The organism is Labrenzia sp. 5N, from assembly GCF_012395805.1.
Lineage (GTDB): Bacteria > Pseudomonadota > Alphaproteobacteria > Rhizobiales > Stappiaceae > Roseibium > Roseibium algicola.
The window spans coordinates 79,955-104,243 of the sequence record NZ_JAAZTM010000011.1 but is presented as its reverse complement, the minus strand read 5'-3'; the positions used below and the strand labels follow the sequence as shown (position 1 = coordinate 104,243).

The 24,289-nt window shown below is 58.9% G+C and carries 20 protein-coding genes; 9 read left to right on the top strand and 11 right to left on the bottom strand.

Going from position 1 to position 24,289, the window contains the following annotated elements:
• Positions 1–98: 98 nt before the first annotated feature.
• Together HEP89_RS11640 and HEP89_RS11635 are read right to left on the bottom strand one after the other, a co-directional pair.
• Entirely contained in the window at positions 99–1,127 is a 1,029-nt protein-coding gene (locus HEP89_RS11640) for a LacI family DNA-binding transcriptional regulator (protein WP_023003596.1), read from the bottom strand.
• A gap of 238 nt (positions 1,128–1,365) precedes the next feature.
• A complete protein-coding gene (locus tag HEP89_RS11635; protein WP_023003600.1) occupies positions 1,366–2,496 on the bottom strand; it encodes a porin in 1,131 nt (376 codons plus the stop codon).
• Between the two features lie 728 nt (positions 2,497–3,224).
• Between HEP89_RS11635 and HEP89_RS11630 the strand changes: the two genes are divergently transcribed.
• Both HEP89_RS11630 and HEP89_RS11625 read left to right on the top strand, forming a co-directional pair.
• Positions 3,225–3,647 (top strand): MucR family transcriptional regulator, encoded by a 423-nt coding sequence (locus HEP89_RS11630; RefSeq protein WP_023003602.1) that lies wholly within the window; start codon positions 3,225–3,227, stop codon positions 3,645–3,647.
• A 56-nt stretch (positions 3,648–3,703) separates the two neighbouring features.
• Positions 3,704–3,964: a hypothetical protein gene (locus tag HEP89_RS11625; protein WP_168692097.1), complete on the top strand. Its 261-nt coding sequence runs from the start codon at positions 3,704–3,706 to the stop codon at positions 3,962–3,964.
• A 33-nt stretch (positions 3,965–3,997) separates the two neighbouring features.
• On the opposite strand, the gene HEP89_RS11620 is transcribed toward HEP89_RS11625, so the two are convergent.
• A complete protein-coding gene (locus HEP89_RS11620) occupies positions 3,998–5,911 on the bottom strand; it encodes a S8 family peptidase (RefSeq protein WP_209014614.1) in 1,914 nt (637 codons plus the stop codon).
• A 168-nt stretch (positions 5,912–6,079) separates the two neighbouring features.
• Here HEP89_RS11620 and HEP89_RS11615 point away from each other — a divergent pair, with 168 nt between their 5' ends.
• The 3 genes from HEP89_RS11615 (at position 6,080) to HEP89_RS11605 (ending at position 9,611) form a co-directional block, all read left to right on the top strand.
• Entirely contained in the window at positions 6,080–8,050 is a 1,971-nt protein-coding gene (locus HEP89_RS11615) for a PAS-domain containing protein (protein ID WP_168692095.1), read from the top strand.
• 152 nt (positions 8,051–8,202) lie between these two features.
• Positions 8,203–8,925 carry a response regulator transcription factor gene (locus HEP89_RS11610; protein WP_023003610.1) on the top strand — a complete coding sequence of 241 codons (723 nt, stop codon included), beginning with the start codon at positions 8,203–8,205 and terminating at the stop codon, positions 8,923–8,925.
• Complete coding sequence (locus HEP89_RS11605) at positions 8,922–9,611, top strand: hypothetical protein (protein ID WP_168692094.1); 690 nt, start codon at positions 8,922–8,924, stop codon at positions 9,609–9,611. The genes HEP89_RS11610 and HEP89_RS11605 overlap by 4 nt, the downstream gene beginning before the upstream one ends.
• Positions 9,612–9,691: 80 nt before the next feature.
• Here the strand turns inward: HEP89_RS11605 and HEP89_RS11600 are convergent, their stop codons facing one another.
• From HEP89_RS11600 to HEP89_RS11590, 3 genes are all read right to left on the bottom strand, one after another.
• Positions 9,692–12,358 carry a TRAP transporter large permease subunit gene (locus tag HEP89_RS11600; RefSeq protein WP_168692093.1) on the bottom strand — a complete coding sequence of 889 codons (2,667 nt, stop codon included), beginning with the start codon at positions 12,356–12,358 and terminating at the stop codon, positions 9,692–9,694.
• A 21-nt stretch (positions 12,359–12,379) separates the two neighbouring features.
• Positions 12,380–13,414, bottom strand: a complete 1,035-nt coding sequence (locus tag HEP89_RS11595; protein ID WP_023003617.1) for a TRAP transporter small permease subunit — start codon at positions 13,412–13,414, stop codon at positions 12,380–12,382.
• A 75-nt stretch (positions 13,415–13,489) separates the two neighbouring features.
• Positions 13,490–14,590 carry a TRAP transporter substrate-binding protein gene (locus tag HEP89_RS11590; protein WP_168692092.1) on the bottom strand — a complete coding sequence of 367 codons (1,101 nt, stop codon included), beginning with the start codon at positions 14,588–14,590 and terminating at the stop codon, positions 13,490–13,492.
• A 189-nt stretch (positions 14,591–14,779) separates the two neighbouring features.
• Here HEP89_RS11590 and HEP89_RS11585 point away from each other — a divergent pair, with 189 nt between their 5' ends.
• From HEP89_RS11585 to HEP89_RS11575, 3 genes are all read left to right on the top strand, one after another.
• Entirely contained in the window at positions 14,780–16,141 is a 1,362-nt protein-coding gene (locus HEP89_RS11585; RefSeq protein ID WP_168692091.1) for a cache domain-containing protein, read from the top strand.
• A gap of 7 nt (positions 16,142–16,148) precedes the next feature.
• Positions 16,149–16,817 carry a response regulator transcription factor gene (locus tag HEP89_RS11580; RefSeq protein WP_031270556.1) on the top strand — a complete coding sequence of 223 codons (669 nt, stop codon included), beginning with the start codon at positions 16,149–16,151 and terminating at the stop codon, positions 16,815–16,817.
• A gap of 82 nt (positions 16,818–16,899) precedes the next feature.
• Positions 16,900–17,658, top strand: coding sequence for a gamma-glutamyl-gamma-aminobutyrate hydrolase family protein (locus HEP89_RS11575; RefSeq protein ID WP_168692090.1), 759 nt, complete (start codon positions 16,900–16,902; stop codon positions 17,656–17,658).
• Here the strand turns inward: HEP89_RS11575 and HEP89_RS11570 are convergent, their stop codons facing one another.
• Positions 17,659–19,593 carry a DUF1007 family protein gene (locus tag HEP89_RS11570; protein WP_286201047.1) on the bottom strand — a complete coding sequence of 645 codons (1,935 nt, stop codon included), beginning with the start codon at positions 19,591–19,593 and terminating at the stop codon, positions 17,659–17,661.
• A 240-nt stretch (positions 19,594–19,833) separates the two neighbouring features.
• Between HEP89_RS11570 and HEP89_RS11565 the strand changes: the two genes are divergently transcribed.
• Positions 19,834–20,907 (top strand): Glu/Leu/Phe/Val dehydrogenase, encoded by a 1,074-nt coding sequence (locus HEP89_RS11565; RefSeq protein ID WP_168692088.1) that lies wholly within the window; start codon positions 19,834–19,836, stop codon positions 20,905–20,907.
• A gap of 133 nt (positions 20,908–21,040) precedes the next feature.
• Here the strand turns inward: HEP89_RS11565 and HEP89_RS11560 are convergent, their stop codons facing one another.
• The 4 genes from HEP89_RS11560 to HEP89_RS11545 form a co-directional block, all read right to left on the bottom strand.
• Complete coding sequence (locus HEP89_RS11560) at positions 21,041–21,580, bottom strand: TetR/AcrR family transcriptional regulator (protein ID WP_023003632.1); 540 nt, start codon at positions 21,578–21,580, stop codon at positions 21,041–21,043.
• Positions 21,581–21,776: 196 nt separating this feature from the next.
• Positions 21,777–22,676: a LysR family transcriptional regulator gene (locus HEP89_RS11555; RefSeq protein WP_023003634.1), complete on the bottom strand. Its 900-nt coding sequence runs from the start codon at positions 22,674–22,676 to the stop codon at positions 21,777–21,779.
• 98 nt (positions 22,677–22,774) lie between these two features.
• On the bottom strand, positions 22,775–23,275 hold the full coding sequence (locus HEP89_RS11550) for a DUF2937 family protein (RefSeq protein WP_023003636.1): 501 nt from the start codon (positions 23,273–23,275) through the stop codon (positions 22,775–22,777).
• A gap of 36 nt (positions 23,276–23,311) precedes the next feature.
• Positions 23,312–24,289 carry a WD40 repeat domain-containing protein gene (locus tag HEP89_RS11545; RefSeq protein ID WP_168692087.1) on the bottom strand — a complete coding sequence of 326 codons (978 nt, stop codon included), beginning with the start codon at positions 24,287–24,289 and terminating at the stop codon, positions 23,312–23,314.

Here is a 24,289-nt window from a genome sequence, read left to right as displayed (position 1 = left end):
AACCCGTTGAAAATCAGGCTAGGACGGCGGATTTTCAGCAATATGTTTCAATCGTGTCGAATTGTTTCATTTGCGCTGCATGTGCGAATGGCTGATGCCTAGACCAGCTCAACTGCACTCTTGCGAACCACCAGCCAGGGCTCCAGTTGAACGCTGCCGTTGTCCGGCTTTGCACCACCCAGCAGGTTGAGCAACAGTTTCGCAGCCTGCTCGCCAACTGCCCGGCGAGGCTGGTGGATTGTTGTCAGTGGCGGCACGAAATGGCCGGCAATGTCGATGTCGTCAAACCCCACAACCGAAACATCTTGCGGCACACGGATGCCGGCTTCGCTCAGGAATGAAATGAAGCCGAAGGCGGACCGGTCGCTGGCACAAAAGACGGCGGTCGGACGGTTCGGCAGGTCCAGCCATGCCTTTGCGGCCCTGACGCCGGCTTCCAGCGTGTAGTCCCCCTCGAAGATCCAGGCACTGGCCGGATCGAGACCCGCACCGCCCAACGTGGCCCGGAATCCGTCGAGCCGGTCCCGTCCCGGCTTGTGCGACAGGAGGCCCGTTACGTGGCCGATATTCGAGTGCTTCAGTTCGAGGAGGTGCGACACTGCCAGATCCGCCCCCATCAGATTGTCGACAACGGCAATTGGCACCGCCGGATCGTCGCTCCATTCGCCGGCCAGCACGATGGGCGGGGACTTGGGATTGGAAGATCTGATTCGGGAAATCGAGAAATGCCCGTCCAGGATAACGATCCCGTCGCAATTGTTCTTGCTGAAATAGTCACTCAGGCTCGAATGCGACATGGACGGCTTGCGCGTGTCGGCAATCAGCACTTTCAGCTGTCTTTCCGCGCAGACCGTTTCAATGCCCTGGAGAATGTTCGAAAAGTGGGAATTGCCGATGTCCGGAACGAGCGCAACGATCGTTCCCGTGTCCCGGCGGCGAAGATTGCGCGCGGCATGATTGAGGACGTAGCCGGTCTTTTCGACCGCTTCCGACACGCGGCGCCGGGTTTCCGCGGATACCCTGTCGGGTGTCGTCAACACGCGGCTGACAGTTGCCGTCGACACATTGGCAGCGCGGGCGACGTCCTGAACCGTCGGATTTTTCTTTTTGTATTCAGACTTTGGCATACCGCGAATGTTAGCCGAGAACATTCTGGCGTCGCACGTCTTTTCAATTGGAGAGGCAAAGAATTTTCAGTCGCACCGGCTCGGTGTTGCCGCGGAAACCACAGCACAGCAGACACGGCGCTTTTCCTCTTGGCGACTGCGGGTGCCCTAAAACGGGGGAGGCCCGGCAGTTTGGAGTCTGCCGGGCCGATTGACTGACTGGAGGTCATTTTTAGTCAGTCAGAGTCTAACCGTAAGATTAGAAGGTGCGCTGCATACGAACACCGAAGAGGAGTTCGTCCTGGTCACCCTGGGTGTCGATGTCGGTGTTTGCATAACCAACGTCTGCACCCATGACGAAGCCGGAGACCGGCTCCCACTGAACCGAACCGTCGATTGCGTAACGGGTTACGTCGTTCAGGCCAGTTGCGGCATCGATGTCGGCATAGGAACCGTCAAGCGCGAGGCCGATCGTGGAAGTTGCCTGGATGTAGGCACCAGCAGACAGCGAGTAACCGGTGGAGGTGTCGTCGCCGTTGTAGTCGGCTACGCCGTCATACGTGGTGATGTAGGACAGTGCGCCATCAGCGTAGAAGCCCTGGAAGAAGATGTTCGAACCGGAGTTGAGCATCGGCAGGTTGATGGCAGCACCACCACCGACTGCCCAACCCAGGGAGTCTTCACCACCATTGTTGGTGCGGTTGGCAGCTGCATCCGGGTAAACCTGGTGCAGAGCACCGGACAGCTGTGCAGAACCCCAGCCCTGGGAAACGCCGAGAGCGGCAACGAAGTCCGGAGCACGGGTCCCGCCGTAATCACCATATTCACGATCGGAACGGTCTTCCAGAGCGATGGTCGCGGAGAAGCCGTTGCCGAAAGCAGCGGTGTAGGCAATCTGGTTGGACGTTACGTCGGACCAGTCACGATCCACGACACCGACAAAGGCCTGACCGGTGAAGATGTCGAAGTTCGAGGTCAGACGACCAGCTGTCAGACCGCCCCACTGGATGTAGGCGTTTTCCAGCGTGGTGCTGTTTTCGCCGTTGGTCACGGTGGAGTAGATGGACACGTAGGTGCGCAGGGTACCGAATTCGGTAGCCGTGCGAGCGTCCAGGTACAGGTAGCCGCGAGACAGCCAGGAGTAGCCGTCGGAATCACGGTCACTGAAGGCACCGTCTTCCAGAACGTTGTTGACGACAACCTGGGTACGAACACGGCCGCCAACGCGGAGGCAGGTTTCTGTGCCCGGGATGTAGTAGAAGCGCGCGCCGTATGCGTCACAAACGCGAACATAGTCGACCGGCTCCGGAGCGACCGGAAGGTCAGCCGCCTGGGCGGTGGTTGCAGCAGCAGCTGCGGCCGCGCCGAGCATCAAACTCTTGAGTTTCATTACATTACTCCAGTTTCAAATTCAGTCGGAAGGCTGAAGGAACGGATTCGAATACTTTAACGCGACCCCTTCAAACTAACCTTTAGACTACCAACAACAAGCGTTTACTTGCACCCCGTTGGCCGTCTCCGCATCAAAAAGCCAGTTCCGACGCCGGAATTCAAGCCAGAATTTTTCTCTGGCGCACATTGGCATTTGGAGTCATATTTTTGCAACACACTGATAATCCAACATTTTTTACAATTTTTCACTTTTTCATTTTTGCCCTTGAACTCCCGAAACCGCATCCCCATATCCCCCGCCCTTGCACTACTTTAAATACTTTGTGTTTATTTATGCTGTTTTTCTTACATTTGCTTTTGCTGCAGATGCGAATTTCATGACTACACTGTTCAGTTTACAGTTTTGAAAAGCAAGTTTTTCTATAGAGAAGAAATAGCATTTTCGATTTTGTCTATTTTTCCTGCAGATTTCAGCGGTTTTTGGAACAACCAGAATTTTTAGTCCAGTATTTCTTGAGAACTACAGTTGAGATTGCGCCAATGGAAAACTCTCCGGTTTCCCAAATCGGCGAAATTTCCTCATACATTTTTTTATTTGATAAAAACGTGATCGCTACTTGAAAAGCGAAGTCGTAAAACAAATCTATTTGGCACGGTTTGCCTGCGCGCCCGGCACCGCCCCGCCCACGGCCCTCTCCAGTCCCCAATTTCGGAAAAGGAACTCCCATGGCTGAACCAGAAGAAGGCGAGAGCTTCGATTCGCCGAACCTGATGGCGCTCACCGCGGGAATTGTTTCCAACTATGTGACGAACAACCCGGTCCCGCAGCAGGATCTGATCGAGTTGATTCTGGATGTCCACGTTGCCCTGGAAACCGCGACCAACAACACCCCGACCGTATTCAGGGCTCCCCTCGTGCCGGCTGTGCCAATAAAGCACTCGGTCACTCCGGAGTTCATCGTCTGTCTCGAGGACGGCAAGAAATTCAAGTTTCTGACACGCCACCTGAAGACGAAGTTCAACCTGACCCCCGCCGAGTATCGTCGCAAATGGGGCCTGAGCGCGGATTACCCGATGGTTGCACCGAACTACGCGCAAAAACGGGCCGAGATGGCCAAGGCCGCAAAACTGGGGCATCGGAAACGCTGACCCGGTTTTGAAGACCGGCAGCGCAGTGCTATATTCCAGGTATGGACTTCAGGCAGATGAAACTCAGCCCGCAGGCGCGCAAGGCGATCATGAGAAACGATCCCTCCGCGCAAATGAAGGCGATGGTCGAACTTGCACCGGGCAAGACCCCGGACGATCTGGCTTTGCGCACTACCAGCGCGGGCGCCCCTGAATTGTTGTCCTGGAGCCCTCAAAGCCACCTGATGACGTTGCTCGTCACTGCAGAAAACCTCAACTCGCTCGCTGAGGATACCGCTGTAACCTATATCCAGGTCGGCGGTGCGATGCGGCGCTAACGACGCCGCATCCTGTTTTTCACATCAGAAGGCTCAAATCACCGCATCGGTGCGCCCCGGCTGATCGGGATCGCGCAGCAGCCGCAGGGCACGCGCCGCGTTCACCCGGCCAAAGCCCCAGGCAACATCGAACCCCGGTATGCCGTCCGGATTGTCCGACGTCGCCATCAGGATGTTTGCGATCTGGGGCGCCGACAAGGAGCGCGCTTCCTGAAACAGCAGGGCAACGATACCGGCAACATGCGGGGCAGCCATGCTGGTGCCGGATTTCAGCACACGCATCGGGTGGACCCCGCCGTTGCCGTTGTTCCGCCCGCCTTGCGCGCAGGACGCAACAATATTTGTTCCAGGCGCGGCAACCTCTGGCTTGTTCCGATTGTCGCGTGTGGGCCCGCGGCTGGAGGAAGCCGCCGGCGAAAGTGAATAGTGGCTGTAATTGGCAACCGCAATTGCCCTGCGTGTTGTTGCCGGAGTGCCGAGCGTGCGGACAGGGTCGAAATCGCCTCCCTGGAAGAAAGACTGATCGGCATAATTGTTGTCCCGGTCACGCAGATCACGCTCGATCCAGGCGTCGAACCGGCCGTTTTCTCCTTCCAGTGCCTCCAGTTTCAAGGTCCAGACACCGGACCTCAGCATCCCGAGCCCGAATGGCGCTTCCAGTTGCATGTAGATCCGCGCTTGTCCGTTCAAGCTCGAAAAGCGCTCCGAATCGATAAAGACCTCGTCCTGAAGCAGGGATTTACCAGGGGTGACCGGCCCGTACTGTGTTCCATCCGGTGCAGTCAGTGTCACGGCAAACCTGTCGACACTCGAATACCAGATCTCCAGCTCGCTCGACGTCCTGTCCGTTCCGGTCTGGGTGATGGTGCCATCGGGCAAAGGCATGCCACCACCCGTTTTCCAGCGCAGTTCCCGGCTTTCGCCCGTCTTGATGATTCCGGCGGCATGCCCATGCCAGACATGTTCATTTCCCGCCGCACTCACGAACGCCCGCCCCAGAGGCTCCAGCAGACGGTCGATCGCCCTTTCGACAAGGCTCTCCCCATCATGGCTACCGCCATTCTGCCCGAGGCTCATGTTGATGACACAGGGCATGTCAAGCGCATCCGCCTTGTTCATGATGTAGGCAACTGCATCGACCACGTGGCTGGAATCGGTAAATGTGCCGGACCCGTCGCGCGTATCCGGCTGAACAAAAATCAGCGTGGCTTCGGGCGCTGCTCCAAGATGCGCTCCTTGCGCGAAGTCGGAATCGTGCGATCTGCCATTGCCTGCCGCGATTCCCGCAACATGTGTGCCGTGCGAAGCCGCATCCGGCTTGTGCCGGACAACACTGAACGGATCAGACGCATTCAGCGCCTGGTCAATCTGGTCGGCCCCATACTCCACGCCATAGGCGAAATCATCCGGCGCGCTCTCGCCCGGACGGGCGTCGAGGCGCTGGTCCCAGAGAAAGGCCAGCCTTGTGGTGCCGTCCGCCTTGCGGAAATCGTCGAGCGTGAAATCCATTCCGTAATCGATGATGCCCACCAGAACACCGGCCCCTGTGCGGCCCGGGACACCGGTACTGCCCTGATGGACCGTGTTCGCCCTGGTTTCGGCAAGGGAGGTTTCGAGCATCGGAAACCAGCGCCGCCCGGCTTCGACAGTTTCCACCGACGGATGCGCATGCAGCTCCACCAGCCTGTTCATCGGAAGCGAGACGGAATAGATCTTCCCGGCCACATGTACCCAATGAAAGTCAGCAAAGGCCGCGGGCGGTTGATTCGCCTGCAGTTCGACCAGAACGCGCCGGACCTCCCCAAGCGGCGGCGACACAGCCGAAGTGCTCTCCAGGGACGCGGGAGCGGACGGAAAGGTGTCGAGGGCGGTTTTGTCGTCAAATGATTTCAGTTCTGCCTCGGCCGCATACCGGCGCAGCCTCGGATCAAGTTTCTTTAATTGCATGGATCCCTCCATCGCAGGAAAAACAAAGTCAAAAATACTTGGCCAGCATATCATGAAAGGCGAAGTTTTTCGGCCTGCACGTGCCCCCCGCCGGGTCTTGTCAGCAAGGACTGCCATTCTCTTCTCGGATGAATGGTCAAACCTGCTTTTCGGGCTTACTCTCACCCCATGGAGGAGACACAACAGCTCAAGACGCAGCTCGATCTGATGCAGGCCGCGCTTGACCACATCAATCAGGGCTTTTCGGCCTTCGACGCCGATCTCAGACTTGTCGCGTGGAATCGTGGCCTTTGGGAAATGCTTGATTTTCCTCAGGAACTGGCTCGTCGTGGCACACATCTGGAAGCGTTCCTGCGCGTCAACGCCGAACGCGGCGAATATGGCCCCGGCGATATCGAAGGCAAGATCCAGCGCCGACTGGAACGGGCCAAGCTGTTCGAACCGCATTATTTCGAACGCATCCGTCCAAATGGCCAGGTGATCGCCGTTTCAGGCACCCCCCTGCCGAAGGGAGGCTTCGTCACAACCTATTCCGACGTCACCGAGGATCGCCGCCGGCAGGAAAAGCTGGAACGAACGGTGGAAGAGCGCACGCGGGCACTGCAGCAGTCGGAAGACTGGCTCCGTCTGGTGACGGACAACATCCCGGCCCTGATTGCCTATCTGTCTCCCGGCCCCGTCTTCCGCTTCGCCAACCGCCGCTACGCCGACTGGTTCGGCCACTCGGTTGCCTCGATCGCGGGACGGCCGGCACCGGAAGTGGTTGGCGAGGAGCTGTTCAAGGAGCTGGAGCCTCATATCAACCGCTCCTTTGAAGGCAATGCCGTCAGCTACGAATATCAGCGCAATCGTTCGGACGGCAGTACCGCCTACATGCGCTCGACCCTCATTCCGGACATGACCAAGGACGGCAGGACCCTGGGCATTTTTGTGCTTTCGCTCGATGCCACGGACCAGAAGCAGGCAGAAGCAGCGCTTGTGCAGTCCCAGCGCATGGATGCCGTCGGCAAACTCACCGGCGGGCTCGCCCACGACTTCAACAACCTGCTTGCGATCCTGATGGGCAATCTTCTGTCTCTCGGGCGTATGGAAACGCCGCTCGACCGGGAAACCCTCGACAGCAAGCTGTCACCGATGCTCGAAGCGACCAAGCGCGGCTCGGATCTGATCCAGCGCCTGCTTGCCTTCAGCCGTGGCAAGGCGATCGATCCCCAGAATGTGTCGCTTGCCAAGGTCATCGCCAGTGCCGGCCGGTTGCTGGAAGGTTCCCTGCCGCCTTCGGTCGACGTGACGACTACCGCTCAGGACAAGGAAATCGGCGCCTGCATCGACCCGACGCAGATGGAAACAGCGCTGATCAACCTGGCCTTCAACGCACGCGATGCGATGCCGGAAGGCGGCACGCTGACCATCACTTTGGATGCATGCGAGTTGGACACCCGCGAAGCCGAAGACCTGGGCATTCCATCCGGCAGGTTTGCGCGTATTACCGTAGGCGACACTGGCGGCGGCATGGATCCGGACACGCAACTGCGTGTCTTCGAACCCTTTTTCACCACCAAGAACTTCGGCACGGGCAGCGGGCTCGGCCTGTCCATGGTCTATGGTTTCATTCGCCAGTCAGGCGGCGCGATCCACATCTCCAGCGCCCTGGGCGTCGGCACCTATCTGACCCTTTATCTGCCCTATAAGCGTATCACGCCAACCACTGGCCGGGACACGGACGAGGGCGAAACGCTCCCCTTGAAACCGGGTCAGGGTGAACTTCTGCTTCTGGTGGAGGATGACCCGGATGTTGCCAACACAGTGACGGACCAGTTGCAGAACCTCGGATACGCGGTGCTGAGAGCCGAAAACGCGGAAGACGCCCGAAGCCTGGCGCTGGACCTTCCCGAATTGCGGGGAGTGCTGAGTGACATCATCATGCCGGGGCAGATCAATGGGCTGGCGCTCGCGCGCGAGATCCAGCAGAAGCGTCAAGATCTGGGCATTGCACTGATGTCAGGTTACGCCGACTGGTCCGACCTTGCAGGACAGGAATGCGCCTGTGAATTTCCGGTCTTGGCGAAACCCTTCGCAGATGCTCAACTTGCAGACACCCTGCAAAAGATTCTCAGCCCCACACCAGATCCGGCCTGAAGGTTATGCAAAGAGAATTGCGATTGACCCATCAGTTCTGGTCCCGAGCTCCTATCCAACTTGCCGGTCTCAGTTGCCAGGCTTTTCCGCTCACACGATCCCACAGACGGATCGAAATCAGTAACCCTTGATCTAGGACACAGGAACGCGCCTTGCAGACACGCTCCCTCCAGGCAACCAAACGCACGGTTTTCATCGTCGACGACGAACCGGAAATCGGCAACTTGCTGCTGGATGCCCTTCTCCAGTTCGAGATGGAAGGCAAGGTCTTTTCCACGGCCTCACAGATGCTGATCGCGCTCGGCCTGGAAACACCGGATGCCTGCATCGTTGATCTCGGCCTGCCTGATATGGAGGGCATGGCGCTCATCAACGAGATCAGACGCCGGTCATCAGTGCCGATCATCGTTCTGTCAGCACGCGGACATTCCACCGACCGTGTCATGGGGCTGGAACTTGGCGCGGATGATTACGTGGTCAAACCGTTTGACCCGCGCGAAGTGGTTGCGCGCATCCGCTCCATTCTGCGTCGCTCGTCCGACCAGGCACCGGTGAAGGCCAGCGTCGACTGCGCCCGGTTCGAAGGCTGGACCTACCAGCCCGCCTCCCACTGCCTGACCTCTCCGGAAGGCGAGGAAACATTTCTGTCCACCGGAGAGGCCACGTTGCTGGAAGCTCTGCTGAGAGCTCCCAAGCGCGTGCTGTCGCGAGACTACCTGCTTGAACATGGCGGCCGTGACGAGAGCCTCGACAGGTCCATCGACGTGCGCATTTCGCGCATCCGCAAGAAGCTCAACCGCAAGAACGAGCCCGCCCACATTCGCACCATCTACGGTTCCGGCTACATGCTGGCCTGTGATGTGAAGTGGTCATGAGCAACTCCGCACAGGAACTCCGAAAACTCGACGAAGGGCTCTGGACGCTCGATACCACCTTTACCAGGCTCGGCTGCAAGGGCAGCCTTCGCATGACCGTTCTGGAAACCGCCGCCGGACTGGTGCTCCACTCTCCGGTGGAACTGGACAAGGATGTCAGGAACGCCCTCCGCAACCTGGGCGAGATCGCGGTGCTCTTTGCGCCGAACCTTTTCCATCACATGTATTTGCGCGCCGCACAGGACCATTTTCCCAATGCCCGTGTACTTGTTCCCAAAGGGCTTGAACGGAAGATCGGCAAGATCGCGAACTCGGAAATTGTCACTGACAAAACAGTCGTGGCTGTTGGAGAAATCGAGCATGCGACACTGAGCGGGCACGACTTGAACGAAACGGTTCTCTTTCACCGGCGTTCGGGCACGCTGGTAACGGCTGACCTGCTCTATAACTATCAACCGGAACACAATTTCACAGAAAAACTGTTCTTCAGGGCAATCGGTTGCTACGGCGTGCCGGGAGTGGCCTTCTATCACCGCTACGCGATCCGCGACAAATCCGGCATCGCCCCCTTTCAGGAAGCCGTTGGCAGCTGGCCCGTGAAACGGATCGTCATGTGTCATGGCCGAATTATTGAAGCGCCCGAAGCCGCCGGTATTTTCACGTCCGCCTGGCAGCGCTTCGCCTGACTTCCGCAAGGCCAATCAGACAATTAAAAAGGGCTGCCCACCGGGACAGCCCTTTTTGCATCTTGGAAAGCTTCTGAAGATCAGAAGCTCAGGGAAATATCCCGATGCCCGGACAGACATCCGGCAACATCCAGAGCCATATCCGTCGGCAAACGGTTCTGGGCTCTCACACCGATATTGGCTGCCACGGTGTCATCGAAGGTTTCCAGCTGCGGCAGGATTTCCTCGGCCCCTTTGCGGCGCCAGGCAAGATCCGCATCCAGAGCGGCAATCGACTTGTCGATTTCAGCAACAGCTTCTTCCGCGTTCGGCTGACGGCTGCGCATGATCTTGCGGGCTTCGTTCAGGCCATCACGGATATCGCTCGTGCCTTCCGCATCTCCAACCCGTGAACGCATGGCCGAAATCGCTTCTTCGGCCGCTTCCGGCTCAAGCGTCGGCACTTCGGCCTTCAGGGCTTCGAGTTCCGGTTTGAAGCTTGCAACAAGATCAGCACCGTTGAGGATCGCCTTCAGCTCTGCGATCGGCTCGTAAGCCTGATCGACAGTCCGACGATAGGTCATCCGGGCCACATCCTCTGCCTTCTGGATCTTGGCGAAGGTTGTATAGGTATCCTGCCAATCGGACGGGATCTGAGCCATCAGGGCTTCATGCCGGGCTTTCAGCTCGTCGATGCGAGCCTGAGCACGTTCACCTTGTGCAGCCGTGTAGATGCCGGTTTCTCCCGACCGGTCAACGATGACCTGAAGGTCGGCAATCCGGTCATCAAGACGGCGGGCATCGCGTTCGATGGCGCGAACCTGTGTGTGCACCGGCTTGTAGGCCCCTGCCGCTGCTGCTACTTCAGCTTCAGCCTGATGGATCGCCTCCATCTGCGGCATGGCTTCCTTCGCCTTTTCCAGACCGTCCATGACATCATCGCGCAGATCTTCCGGCAGATAGCTCATGTCGATGGATTCGACCGACTGGATTGCCGACAGGATCTTGTCGCCGTTCTTCTGGAAGTCCTCGTAGATGAGGGTCTCCATGCAGTACTGCAGACGCGGGTTCTTTGGCGGAGGAGCTGTCTCGGACAGCAGCGACGAGCGATTCGGCAGATAGTTCACAAGCTGCGGATAGAGCCCGACGATGCCGAGTGCCAGCAACTGCAGGCAGATGAACGCAACCACGCCCTTGTACATGTCCAGCGTCTTGACCACGGCCGGTGCAACGCCGCGCAGATAGAACAGCGCGAAGCCGAAGGGCGGTGTCAGGAACGAGGTCTGGATGTTGAGACCGATCATCACGCCAAGCCACACGGCGGTGACGTTTGCTTCAGGATCGGCAAGCAGGATCGGTGCAACGATCGGCACCACCACGACGGCGATCTCGATGAAATCGAGGAAGAAGCCGAGGATGAAGATCACGAGCATCACGATCAGGAACTGAGCCCAGAACCCGCCCGGCAGGCCTTGCAGGAAGTTCTTGACCAGCTCTTCCCCGCCGAAGGCACGGAAGGCAGAGGTCAGCATGGCAGCGCCGAGAAGAATGATGAACACAAGTGCGGTGGTCTTGGCGGTTTCCACCATCACTCCGCGCATGGTGTCTTCGAACTTCAGCGTACGCCAACCGGACCAAAGGATCGCGATCAGCAGCAGCGAAACAGCGATGATAGCCAGCACCAGGGCGAGAACATCGTCGCTGGTCTGGATCAGCTTGATGTTGACCGAGCCGAAGAAACTGACAACCACGGCCAGCCCCAGCAAGGCCAGAATAGCCAGGATCGCCGGGCTGTAGGCTCCGCGCTTGCCGTCACGAAGGCGATAACCGGCCATGACCATCGCACCGACGGCACCGATGGCGCCAGCCTGGTTCACGGTAGCGACACCGGCAATGATCGAACCAAGCACCAGGAAGATCAGGGCCAGCGGCGGCACCAGGGTCAGGACCACCTTGCCTGCGAACGCACGCGTGAAGGTGCCTTCTTCATGGACTGCCGGTGCCGACTTCGGATTCAACAGCGCGAAACCCAGAATGAACAGCATGTAGAGGCCAACCAGGACAAGACCCGGCAGGAAGGCACCCAGGAACATTTCGCCGGCACTGGTCGACACGACAGAGTAGTCCGACGGCATCGACAGCTCGCCGGTGCTCGCCTTGTAAAGTGTCTGGCGCAGCGAACCGGCCTGATCGACCGCGCTGGCAAGCTGGTCGGCCAGAATGATCAGAACGATCGACGGCGGAATGATCTGTCCCAGTGTCCCGGAAGCGGCAATCGTTCCCGTTGCCAGCGGCACCGAATACTTGTTGCGCAGCATGGCCGGCAGCGAGATCAGGCCCATGGCGACAACGGTTGCGCCGACGATGCCCGTGGTGGCTGCCAGAAGAGCCCCCACGAACACCACGGAGATACCGAGACCACCCGGCACCGGGCCGAACAGCCGTGCCATCGTCACCAGCAGGTCTTCAGCGATCTTGGATCGTTGAAGCATGATGCCCATGAAGACGAACAGCGGAATGGCAATGAGCGTATCTCGCTCGGCCTCCCAGTAGATGCCACGGAAGTTCGTCACCCCCGCGCTGAGCCACTGGCTTGGGCCACCGTGAGAGAAATACGCGCCGGGGTCGCCGGCAAACAGATAGCCCGATCCGGCAGCGATGCCGATGGTCAGGATGGCCGATCCGGGGAGCGCGAAGGCGACGGGGAAACCCGACCCAAGCGCAATCGCCATCAGGACGACCAGGAGAAGAAGGAAGAAAAGTTCCATATCAAGCGGTCTCGTCAGGCTCTATTGAACAGTGTGGCTGTCATGATCCCGGCCACCCGGTTCGCCGCGAATATCGGCAACCGCGTCCAGGAAATAGGCCACGAACTGGATCATCATGGAAACGGCGAACACGCCCAGGAAACCCGCCATGAGATATTTCACGTAAAGACCGAAGCCGGCCTGCGTGGTCTCATAGGTCAGGATCGGGCTGTTGATGATGTTCTGCTTGCCGCCCATGCCGATGACCAGGATGACGGTACAAAGGCTGATGCCGAGCACAACGGAACCGACCGCGTTGACGATGCCCTTGGCTCTCGAGGACAGGCCCGCATAGAAGATGTCGACCCGAACATGCCCTTCTTCAAGCAGCGTGTAGGCACTGGCGAACAGGAACAGCGCCGCGTACCAGAACCGCACGAGATCGGCGAGGAAGGCCTGCTCGTAGGAGAAGACGAAACGGCCGATCACGATCATCAGTTCGGCGGCAACCACCAGAAGCGCAAGCCAGGTGAAGCCGAGCGTGCGGGTGAAGGCTGCGATCACGAATGAAAGCGCGATCAGCGGCATGTGCACATAAGGGCCCCGGAACTGCGATTTGCCGAGATCGTCGGCAAGCGCCTGTCCGACGACATCGGGCAGAAAGCCCTCGATGCGCAGGAACGAGATCGCGCTGTCGACCAACCCGACGATCAGCACCGCGAAGAAGCAGGCCCTGATGAGATAGGCGTTGATGTTGGTGATCCGGACGCTGTCTTCACGCAGCGTGTTTCCGTTCGTCCGCACATAGCCGAAGGCCAACAGGACAAACGCCGCATAGAGCGCCAATTGCAACCAGGACCAGAGAATCGGCATGGATCCATTGGCCGCGCCGCCGAAGATGGGCGCAATGCCTGGTAGGTCTTGCCAATAGGTCAGGTAGTTGTTGAGCAGAAACGCCGTCATGATCGCCAATACGATCCAGCCGCACAGGCGGAAGAAGCGGGCGCTCTCCGGCGAGGCTTTACCACCGGAATTCATAACAGGCGAGCCGTCTTGAACATTGTCCAAGGCCGTCATCGTGGCTGTGCCTTTTTATCTTTGTCTAAGAAGAAGGGACGGGATTTCTCCCGCCCCTTTTATTTGCTCAACCGATTACTTCGGAATGCCGAGGTAACGGTTACGCTTGTTGCTGTAGGCAATGTCGGCGATCGCCATGTAGCTGCCGATTTCCTGACGTGCGTTGATGACGCTCTCGAAGATCTTCTTGGACAGCGGGGAATGATCCATCGCTTCTTCCAGAACTTCCTGAGCGGCTTCACCGAAGCTGTCGTAGATCTCGTCGGAGAATTCACGCAGCTCAACGCCGTGCTCGTTGATCAGGCGGGTCAGGTACTTACCGTTGTTGGCGTTGGTTTCAGCCATCGTGTTGGAGTTTTCTTCCGCACACGCTGCAACGATGATCTGCTGATCGACCTTGTCGAGGCCATCCCAGAATGCCTTGTTCATGCCCAGAGCAAGCATGGCGCCCGGCTCGTGCATGCCCGGGTAGTAGTAGTACTTGGCAGCTTCGTAGAACTTCATGAAGTAGTCGTTGAACGGACCAACCCACTCGGTTGCATCGATCGCGCCGGAAACAAGGTTTTCGTAGATCTGGCCGCCCGGCAGGGAGACCGGAGACGCGCCGAGTTTCGCCATGACGTCGCCGCCCTGACCCGGAATACGCATCTTCAGACCCTTCAGGTCGTCAGCGGTTTCGATTTCCTTGTTGAACCAGCCGCCCATCTGGACACCGGTGTTGCCCATGGCGAAGTTCTTCAGGCCGAATTCACCAGCCAGCTCATCCCACAGTTCCTGGCCGCTGCCGTACTTGATCCAGGCGTCCATTTCAGCCTGGGTCAGACCGAACGGCACGGCAGTGAATGCTGCCCAGCCCGGATGCTTGCCTTTCCAGTAGTAATCGGCGCCGATATAGGCCTGCGCGTTACCGGAAGCGACTTCGTCGAAGGAGTCAAAGGCACCAACGCGTTCGCCAGCGGCGAAATACTGAACGTTGAGGCGGCCTGCGGTCAGCTCTGCAATACGGGCTGCGAGGCGCTGTGCCGGAATACCGAGACCCGGAAAGTCGCGCGGCCATGTGGACACGATGACCATTTCCTTGGTGCCCTGCGCAATTGCCGGAGCAGCCAGCAAGGATCCAGCGGCAACACCGCCGGCACCAATACCAGCCTTTTTGATAAACGAACGACGATCCATTAGTTTCCTCCCTAATCGGACCCGATTTCGGACCGGGTACACACTTGCACCGATCTCGAGGTATGTCTAGTTGACCGAGTGTCTGAAGCGCTATTCGTGGTTCTGCGCAGCTTCTCAGTAATACTACCGAGAACCACGCAAGAGAGATAATCGTTTGCCGCATGTTCGCGCAACAAGAGAGCAAAATTCGTGACCTTCAAGACCAAATTGCTGCTCATCACGATCCTGCCATTGATCGCCGTCTCCGTACTCATCGGTGCGGCCACGTACTATCAGTCTCGGGAACTGATCAACACGCAGACTCAGGCAGTGGAACAGCGCATCCTGTCCTCCAAGCGCCAGGAAATCCGGAACTACGTCAGTCTTGCTCTCACCTCGATCGAGCAGATCTACAAGGAAGAACCGGGAGGTCGCGAAGTGGCGCAGCAAAAGGTCAAGATGATCCTGCAGCATCTGACCTTCGACTACGACGGCTATTTCTTCGTTTACACGCTCGACGGTACCAACCTGGTCCATCCCAAGCTGCCGCACCTGGTGGGGGGAAACTGGTGGCAGCTCCAGGATGACAACGGCGACTACGTCATCCGCAACCTGATCGAGGCGGCCCAGAACGGCGGCGGCTTCCACCAGTATGTCTGGCACAAGCCCTCGACAGGCACGGTCGAGGAAAAGCTCGGCTACGCAATCCTGCTCGACAAGTGGGGCTGGATGCTTGGCACCGGCCTTTACACCGATGACATCGCCCGCGAGGTCACCGCGATCCGCACCGACTTTGCCCGCTCCATCCGCCAGACACTGTTCGTCACCTTCATGATTACGCTTGCGGCCATCGTCATTGCGGGTTTCCTCATCGCCGGTGTGCGGTTCTCCGAACAGCGCTTTGCGGACACCAAGCTGAAGGAACTGACCAACAGGATCTTCCAGGTGCAGGAACAGGAGCGCAAACGCGTTTCCACCGAACTGCACGACAGTATTTCCCAACTTCTGGTGTCCGTGCGCTATGGCGTCGAAATGATCCATAGCGAGGCCAACCGGGATCCGGATCTTCAGGTGCAGGCAGCCAAATGCCTCAAGACACTGGATGGAACCATTGCCGAGGTCCGGCGGATATCGCGAGATCTCAGACCCAGTGTCCTTGACGACATGGGCCTTGCGGCGGCGCTCGGCAGTCTCGGCAAGGAGTTCCAGAACCAGTCGGGCATCACCGTCAACGTTCAGGCGGAGCAATGCCACGCCCGCTTGTCGGAAGGTGCCAAGACCGCCCTCTACCGTGTGGTTCAGGAATGCATGACCAATGTAGCGCGCCATTCCCACGCCAGCGAAGTCGCGATTTCCCTCAAGGTCGGCATGCAGCAGCTTGTTCTCTCGGTGGAAGACAACGGCGTCGGCCTCCCCCGCCCGCTGCCGAAATCCGGCGGCCTTGGCTTCCGCAACATGCGCGAGCGGATCGAAACCTACGGCGGCCGGTTAACCCTGAGCAGACGTGCTTCCGGCGGAACCCGTATTAAAGTCCAGATGCCGCTCGACAATGCGGCGGCAAAAGCGGCATGATGCAAAGATGACAGTGCATTCACCTTCACCCCGGTCATTTACCAGGCCCATCCGCGTTCTTCTGGCAGACGACCATGAGCTGGTTCGGGACGGTATCCGGGCCCGGCTGCAAAAGGTGGCCGACCTGGAAGTGGTCGGTGAAGCGACAAACGGCCGCGATGCCTTGGCTCTCGCCCGTGACCTGCGTCCAGACGTTCTCCTGATGGATGTCTCCATGCCGGTCATGAACGGGCTGGAGGCGGCGACACAGATGCGCAAGACGCTGCCTGAAATCGCTGTACTGATCCTGTCGGTCTACGACAACCCGGAGTATGTGCGCGGCGTCGTCCAGGCAGGTGCCCGCGGCTACATCCTGAAGGATATCTCCGCAGCCGAGATGATTACTGCGATCACCAGTGTTGCCAATGGGGGATACTATTTCTCCTCCGCGGTCGGCCCGACGCTGGTTGGTGCCGGCACATCCGCACCGGTGGAAGACCCATACGGGCTGACCGATCGGGAGCGCCAGGTGCTGACAGCCATTGCCAAAGGCCAGCCCAACAAGGAAGTCGCCAAGGAACTGGGCATCAGCGTACGCACTGTCGAATCCCACCGCCTGAACCTGCGGGAAAAGGTCGGCAACAAGAATGCCGCTCAGCTCTACAAGGTCGCGCAGGATCTGGGATTGCTGGACTGATCCGGCTCGGCTAAATCTGTTTGGGTCCACACCCTGGCCAAACACTTCCGGAGACATGGGTCTCCCATCTGACAGGCATGAAATGACCAAACCACTTGTCCTGGTAACCGCCGATGTGAAAACCATCGAGGGCTACAACTGGCACGCCGCGACCTCAACCTATCTGCAGGCCGTGCTGAAAGGCTCCGATGCCATCCCGATGATCCTGCCGTCCCTGGGGGCTGATCTGGATCTGGATGCGGCTCTGGACCAGGTCGACGGCGTTTTGGCGACCGGCTCCCGGTCCAACGTCAATCCGGAACTTTATGGCGAAGTGCCGACGGAAGAGAACGGTCCATACGATCCGTCCCGCGATTCCACGACACTGCCTCTGCTCAAGCGCGCCGTCGAACGCGGCATTCCCGTCTTTGCCATCTGCCGCGGCATGCAGGAATTGAATGTTGCCCTTGGCGGTACGCTGCTGACCGAGATCCAGTCCCTTGAAGGTCGCGCCGATCACCGCGCGCCGACATCAGAACAGCAGGACGAACGGTTCCGGATTGCCCATCCGGTGGAAGTCGCCGAAGGCAGCTGTCTGGCCACGGTTGTCGGCAGCGAGCCTTTCGAGGTGAATTCGCTCCACCGCCAGGCTGTCGGCAGGCTGGGCAATGGCATGATCACGGAAGCGGAAGCTGAAGACGGGACCATCGAAGCGGCCTCCGTCAAGGATAGTGCCGGCTACGTCCTCGCGACACAGTGGCACCCGGAATACTGGGTGTCGACGGACGGTCCCTCGAAAAAGCTGTTTGCCGCTTTCGGTGATGCCGTCCGGGCCTATCGCGTCAAGCGCCTGGGTTTGTAATCAGCCCCAGCCGAGCGTTGCGATCAGCAGCGTGAGCCCCAGCAGGAAGACGATGGCTGCCCCGACGATTTCGATCGTCCGGTGAACCTTCACCGCCATCGGACTGCCTTCGCCGAAAAGCCGCACGGCAAGTTCCTTGGCCCCGACTGCCATGCCCGCAAGCAGCGAGACCGTTATGCCGGTGCCAACCGCCATCGCCAGGGTGGAAGCGATGCCGGCTGCGATCATGCCTTGCGAAAGAGCAAAGACCAGCACCACCAGCGCACCGGTACAGGGCCGAAGACCAACTGCAAAAATGATCGACACGGCCCGGGCAAGGGTGATCTTGCCCTGAAGCATGTCCGGCGTCGGGGCATGGGCATGACCACATGTGGCGCACACGCCATCTGCACCGATCTCGTGATGATGATGGTCATGGTGGTGATGATCGTGACCATGATGATGGTGGTGGCCATCGTGACTGTGGCCATGACCGTGATGACTGGCCGCCGAAGCGCCCGCGAGCGCGAGTTGCGAGCCTGACAGACGGGACGCCACATTCATGGCCAGTGGACGAAGGGCTTTCTGCCACAACAGCCAGCCGCCCAGACCGGTGATCAGCACATAGGATCCGATCTCGAACCACCGCGCCGTATCCTGTATCGCGATGCTGGTGAGATTGAAAACGACGGCCAGACCTCCAACCAGAAGGATCGCGGTCACCGCCTGTGCGAACGCCGAGGCAAAGGAGAGATAAATACCCTTGCGAAGGGTCTCGTTGTTGGCAACCACATAGGACGTGATGATGGCCTTGCCATGCCCAGGCCCTGCGGCATGGAAGATGCCATACGCGAAGGAAAGCCCCATCAGCAGCCAGGCCGCATGCGGATTGTTGCGGAAGGCCCTGAGACTGGCGACCAGCGCCTGGTAGAATTCCTTCTGCTTGACTGCAATTGTCCCGAAAACCGTATCGAGGAAACCCGCCTTCGGCGCGGCAACCGCTTCTTCTGAAGCCTTCGCCGTATCGAGTGCAGCCGTAATTGCTGCGGCAGCATCGGCGGGCGAGCTGGCAGCAGTGTCCGTGGACGTGGAAGCAGACGTGGTTTCGGGCGTTGCGGCTTCCGAAGTTCCGGACGATGAACTCGCGGCGGCCATTGCATCACCGCAGGCAACCAGCATCTGATTGACCTGCGAGGCGGCAGCGGACTGAAGCTCGGGCGGCAGGTCACGCTGGTCTGCACCGATCTGTGCAAGCGCATAGGCTTCGGCATCATCCAGCGGCGGCGGTTCCTTGCGGCTCACACGGCAAGTGCCCGGTGCGTTTTCCGTTCCCAGCGCATCGTCCCCCGCACCAAAGCGGAAATCGACGTAATAGGTCGGATCGTAAACGTCGAGCGTGATCAGGCTCTCGGTATCGCTGGGTTGTTTGAACGGCAACGTGAAATGCAGTTCCAGCAGGTTCACATCCTCCGGCATGGAGCCGCCATTCATGCGGACATCTTCCTCCATGGCCTCGAAGTCCTCGGGCTTCATCACCCAGTAGTCCTTGAGGGGAACCTTGACCACTTCCAGCCAGTAATCCGTCGGGTCATCGAAATCGAATTCGACCCGGCTGTTGTCACCGAACGTGAAATAGCCGTAATCGGCCATGCTCTCCACGTTGACCTTCGCCAGTTCACTCAGCTCTTCACGGGAATAGTGACCGTCGCCATCCTTGTCGAAACCCTGGATGGCGAAAGCGGAAAACGCATCATCGAAACGAAACACGTGCTGAAGCGCAATCGCCTGTCCGGCATCGTCGAAAACCAGCTTGCTTCGTGCCTCGACAAAGACATGCGGGTGCGCACTGGCTCCGGCAAGAGCAGCCAACAGAAAACCCAGACCCAACAGGAAACGGCGAGAGGCCGCAGGAAGAACCTTGGCTCGAAAGGTGGAAAGCAAGCGCAACGGGATCACCCACTGATCAGATGTAATATGTTTACATGACACGCAGTGCGTTGTTTGACCAGAGAAGACGGCAGGAAGATGACCGCGACAATTTCGCGGCGCAAAACGCCCAAGGAACAATTTTCGCCCTTAGAAATCAAATAAGGAATGTTTCAACTCATCCGACGACCAAAATTAGGAGAAAAAAGACAATATTCCCGGGATGCAGCCTAAAATATTCACAACAATAACCACTGCACCGAGCCAGCCATGAACGCCTTGCATAAATCAGTTCACCACAGTGCCGTTTTCGATCATCCGGAGATGGGCGATCACGAAGACATCGTTTTCGTCCAGGACAAGGCTACCGGCCTGAAGGCAATCATTGCCGTCCACGACACCACGCTCGGCCCGGCACTTGGCGGCTGCCGCGTCTGGCCCTACGAGAACCCGGCGGATGCGCTGACGGATGCCCTGCGCCTGTCCCGCGGCATGACGTACAAGAACTCTCTGGCAGGCCTTGATCTCGGCGGCGGCAAGGCCGTCATCATTGCCGACCCCCGCAAGGACAAGTCCGAAGCCCTGATGGAGGCATTCGGCCGCCATGTGGAGCGCCTGTCCGGCACCTACATCACCGCAGAAGACGTCGGCGTGTCGCCAGACGACATGGAAGCCGTTGCCCGCCAGACCGCCCATGTGCGCGGCACCAAGGCAACCGGCCTCGGCGACCCGTCGCCCTATACGGCTCTCGGTGTCTTCGAAGGTATCAAGGCGTCCGCAAAATTTGTCTATGGCAGCAGCGACCTTTCCGGAAAGACTGTCTCCGTGCAGGGGCTGGGCCACGTGGGACATGACGTTGCCCGCCAGCTTTACGAAGCCGGTGCAAGGCTCATTGTTTCCGACATTCATGCACCGGCTGTGCTGCGTGCCATCGATGCGTTCGGAGCCACAGCGGTTGATCCGGCCGAAGCTCACATGGTGGAGGCGGATATCTTCGTTCCCTGCGCGCTCGGCGCAGGCCTCAATGCCCGCACCGTTCCGCAAATCCAGGCGAAGATCGTTGCAGGGGCCGCCAACAACCAGCTGCAGACGCCTGCGGACGGCGAGGCCCTGAAGAAACGCGGCATCCTCTACGCTCCCGACTACGCGATCAATGCCGGCGGCGTGATCTCCATTGCCCTGGCAACAGCGGACAGCGGCGACAAGCTGGTGCGTGAAAAGACGATCGCCATCGGCGAAACGCTGGCAACGATTTTCGAGCGGGCCGCCCGCGAAGGCAGCACCCCGGAACGCGTGGCCGACACAATGGCGGAAGAGCGTCTGGCAAAAGCGAAATCGGCCTGATTAAAACTTTCACGACAAACGGAAACGGCGGCCTTGAGCCGCCGTTTTTTGCTTTGCCTGTTTCCGGTTGTCGAGCCTGCATACGGTCGGCAGAAGTAAGCACTGCAACAGTGCGCCTGATTTAATGCTCAGGTCAGGAAAGCTGGCTTTCGTTGGCTGCCTTGAACATCTGCCTCACGAGGTTCTTCGCGTCCTCAACGGCTCTTTCCCCCATTTCCGCATAACAGGCGGTGACACCTTCATGCAGGAGGTAAAGACGCGAGGCGAAGCTTTCCTGCCCGCTCAATTCGCCGAAGAAACGCAGAAGCTCGCCTTTGTGGCGCTTCACCATCGCCGCTATTTCGGTGCTGCCGGGATTTGCTGCAAGCGCCTGGCGAAACAGACACTCCTTGCCCGCCGTCATGCGCATCCAGCCTCCCAGCTTGTCAAAAAGCTGAACGGCGGCCTCAAGCCCGGGCGACGTCACACCTTCGCGAACATAGGAGAGGTAGCGCCTATGCCGGTATTCAAGGGCGCCCAGTACCATCGCCTCGCGCGAGGGAAAATGACGGTAAAGCGTGCGCATGCTGACACCTGCACCGGCCCTGAGCTCGGGAACGCTCGGTTCGGCAAAACCCCGGCTCCAGAAAACCTCTTCCAGGCGAGCGGCAATATGTTCCTGCGCGTTTTCCATGAGTAAACCTTGGGATTTATACATCGGCTTTTCAAGGAAAACCTTCACCGAAACTTATTGTAAGTAATTTCCCTTAAATAACCATAGATAGAAATTTACAGATTACATTCATTTAACTAAGAAAAACGAACCGGAAAATAAAATCCGACAACGTATTCTCAAAGGAATGGGAAATAGCTGAACCAGCTAAAAAAAATCAGCAGTCGTTTTGACCTGACGAATACCATTCGACCAGAAAATCAACAAAGGCGCGCACCTTTGCGCTCAAGTGCCGGCGGTGCGGATAAACTGCATGAATACCGCGCATCGGCTCCTCATAGGCCTCCAGTAGCGTAACCAGTTTGCCGTCGCGGATATCTTTGGACACAAAAAACAGCGGCGTACGAAGGAAACCAAGGTTACATAATGCCGCTTCGCGCGCCGCGGCAGCGCTGTTGACTTCCAGCGGGCCTTTCACTGCCACCGACGACCGCTCTCCATTCGTGTAGAAGGCCCAGTTCTGCTTGAAGCGGTAGTTCGTATCGATGATGCAAGGCCGTGTGGAAAGATCGGCGGGCACATTCGGCGCCCCGTAGGTCTCGATCGCTTCAGGCGTGGCACACACCACGGTGCGAAAGGGAGCAATCTTGCGGGCGATCAGGCTGGAATCTTCCAGTTGGGTGACCCGGACCGCAAGATCGAAACCTTCTTCCACGAGATCGACGAAGCGGTCTTCCAGCCTGAGATCCAGATTGATTTCCGGATACTTCACCAGAAAATGCATCATGGCCTGGTTCAGCAGGTCGTCGCCCATCGAACGGGGAGCCGAAACACGCAAACGCCCACGGACTTCCTGGTGCGAGGACTGAACCGAGGCTTGCAGGTCATCGATACGCTGCAGGATTTCGGCGGCTTCCTTGTAATAGGCTTCGCCGACTTCGGTGAGTGACACCTGCCGGGTGGTCCTGTTCAACAGACGCACACCCAGTTCGTCTTCCAGCTCGCCGACATATTTCGAGACCAGCGCCTTGGAACGCCCCATTTCACGGGCCGCTGCGGAAAATCCGTTTGAATCGACAACTTGAATGAAGCAGCGCATCCGCGTGATTGCGTCCATCCGGCATCCTTCCCGTTGGGGCCATTCCAGAAACCCTGCTTAGCGTATTTTCCGGCGGCCGGTCAAAGGCTTCGCCAAAGGCCGGCCTGGCGGGGCGTTTAGTGCCGGGCAGGTCTGGTGCGGCGCCCAAGGCGCGCTGCGCCGATCAGCAGGCGCATGACAAGGAGCCCGCCAAGCGCACCGACACCTGCACTGGCAAAGCCGGCCGGCGTTACCGGAACGGCGGGCTCGTAGTCTTCGGCCGTTGCCTGCGCCAGGGTTGGGTCGAAGCCGCGCGCAAAGATGATCATGCGGTCCAGCGGCCCGGCCGTTTCAAGCTCTTCCCGCTGCAGTTTCAGCCTGCTCAAGCGGATTTCGGCGTTCAGCATGCTGTCGCCCCGCGCTCTGATAAAGGGATCTTCCGAAGATTTCTGACGCGCTATGGCTTCTGCCGACGTCAGCCCGTAACGAGCGGCGTCACGATTGAAATCGGCCAGAATTTCCTCCAGAGCGTCGATGGCCCCACCAAGTCGCTGGCGATATTGCTGTGTGAACTCCGGCAACTGGGACGTCGCGGTTCCACTCAGCAACATGACAATCAGCATCATGATACGTGCCATCGCGTGTCAGGATCTCCCTTTCCAGGTTACGGCCCGTCAGTCCTGCAGACTGATGATCCCGGCTTCCGCGGTTTCCGTTCCGAAGACCAGCCGAACTCCATCGGCATCCCAGGCCATTGTAGACACCGGCCCCAGGCCCGAGCGCCGCAGCAGTACCTCGGCATTGTCCTCGAACCGGCACATCAGGATCATGCCGTCCTGATAGCCGACAGCAACGACATCCTCCTTCGGGTGGCAGGCAACGGCGCTGACCAGGTTGTCACCCCTTGTGCCCAACTGCAGTGGTGTCTGCCCCATCGGCCCGGTTTTGCCGAAGAACGGCCAGAGGATCGCGGCATTGGCACCCGAGGTCGCCAGATATCGCCCCTTGACCGACCAGCTGAACGATTTGACCTTGGCCGGGTAGCCGGTCATGCGCATGTCCTGGCTGTCCGACAGGCGCCAGCCGTGCAATGCGTTTTCCTGCATGGCGGTAACAACATACTTGCCGTCGGGCGAAAAGCTCACGCCCAGATGCGCGCCATTCCAGCTAAGCTCGACCGGTGCGCCGTCCGTGCCGGCCCACCAGAGCGTCGCCCCATCGTAGCGTCCGACTGCCAGCCGCATGCCCTTGGGCGCGAAGGCAAGACCGCCGACGGCCCGTTCATGCGCGAATTCCTTTTCTCGCCCGTCCGCGAACCGCACCCAGGCGGTGCGGCCGCTGGCAAAGGCAAGCGCACCGGACGGTCCGGCAGCGATCAGGTCGATCCACTTGCGCGGCCGTTCGGCAACGCATTCGCTCGATCCGTCCGCCGCACTCAGGAAGATGCAGCCGTCGTCACCCGATGTGATCAGCCCCTTGCCGTCGATTGTCGGCTCGGCAGCCAGAAGCCCGGCCTTGTGCGGTTTCAGTTTCGTTTCACCCTGCCCGGACAGGACGATGTCGCCTTCTCCGGATGCAAAAAAGGCCGTTTCTTTCAGATAGCCGGCGCGAACGACGAAGCCGTCCACCTCCACGGGAGCAACTGTCGGCAA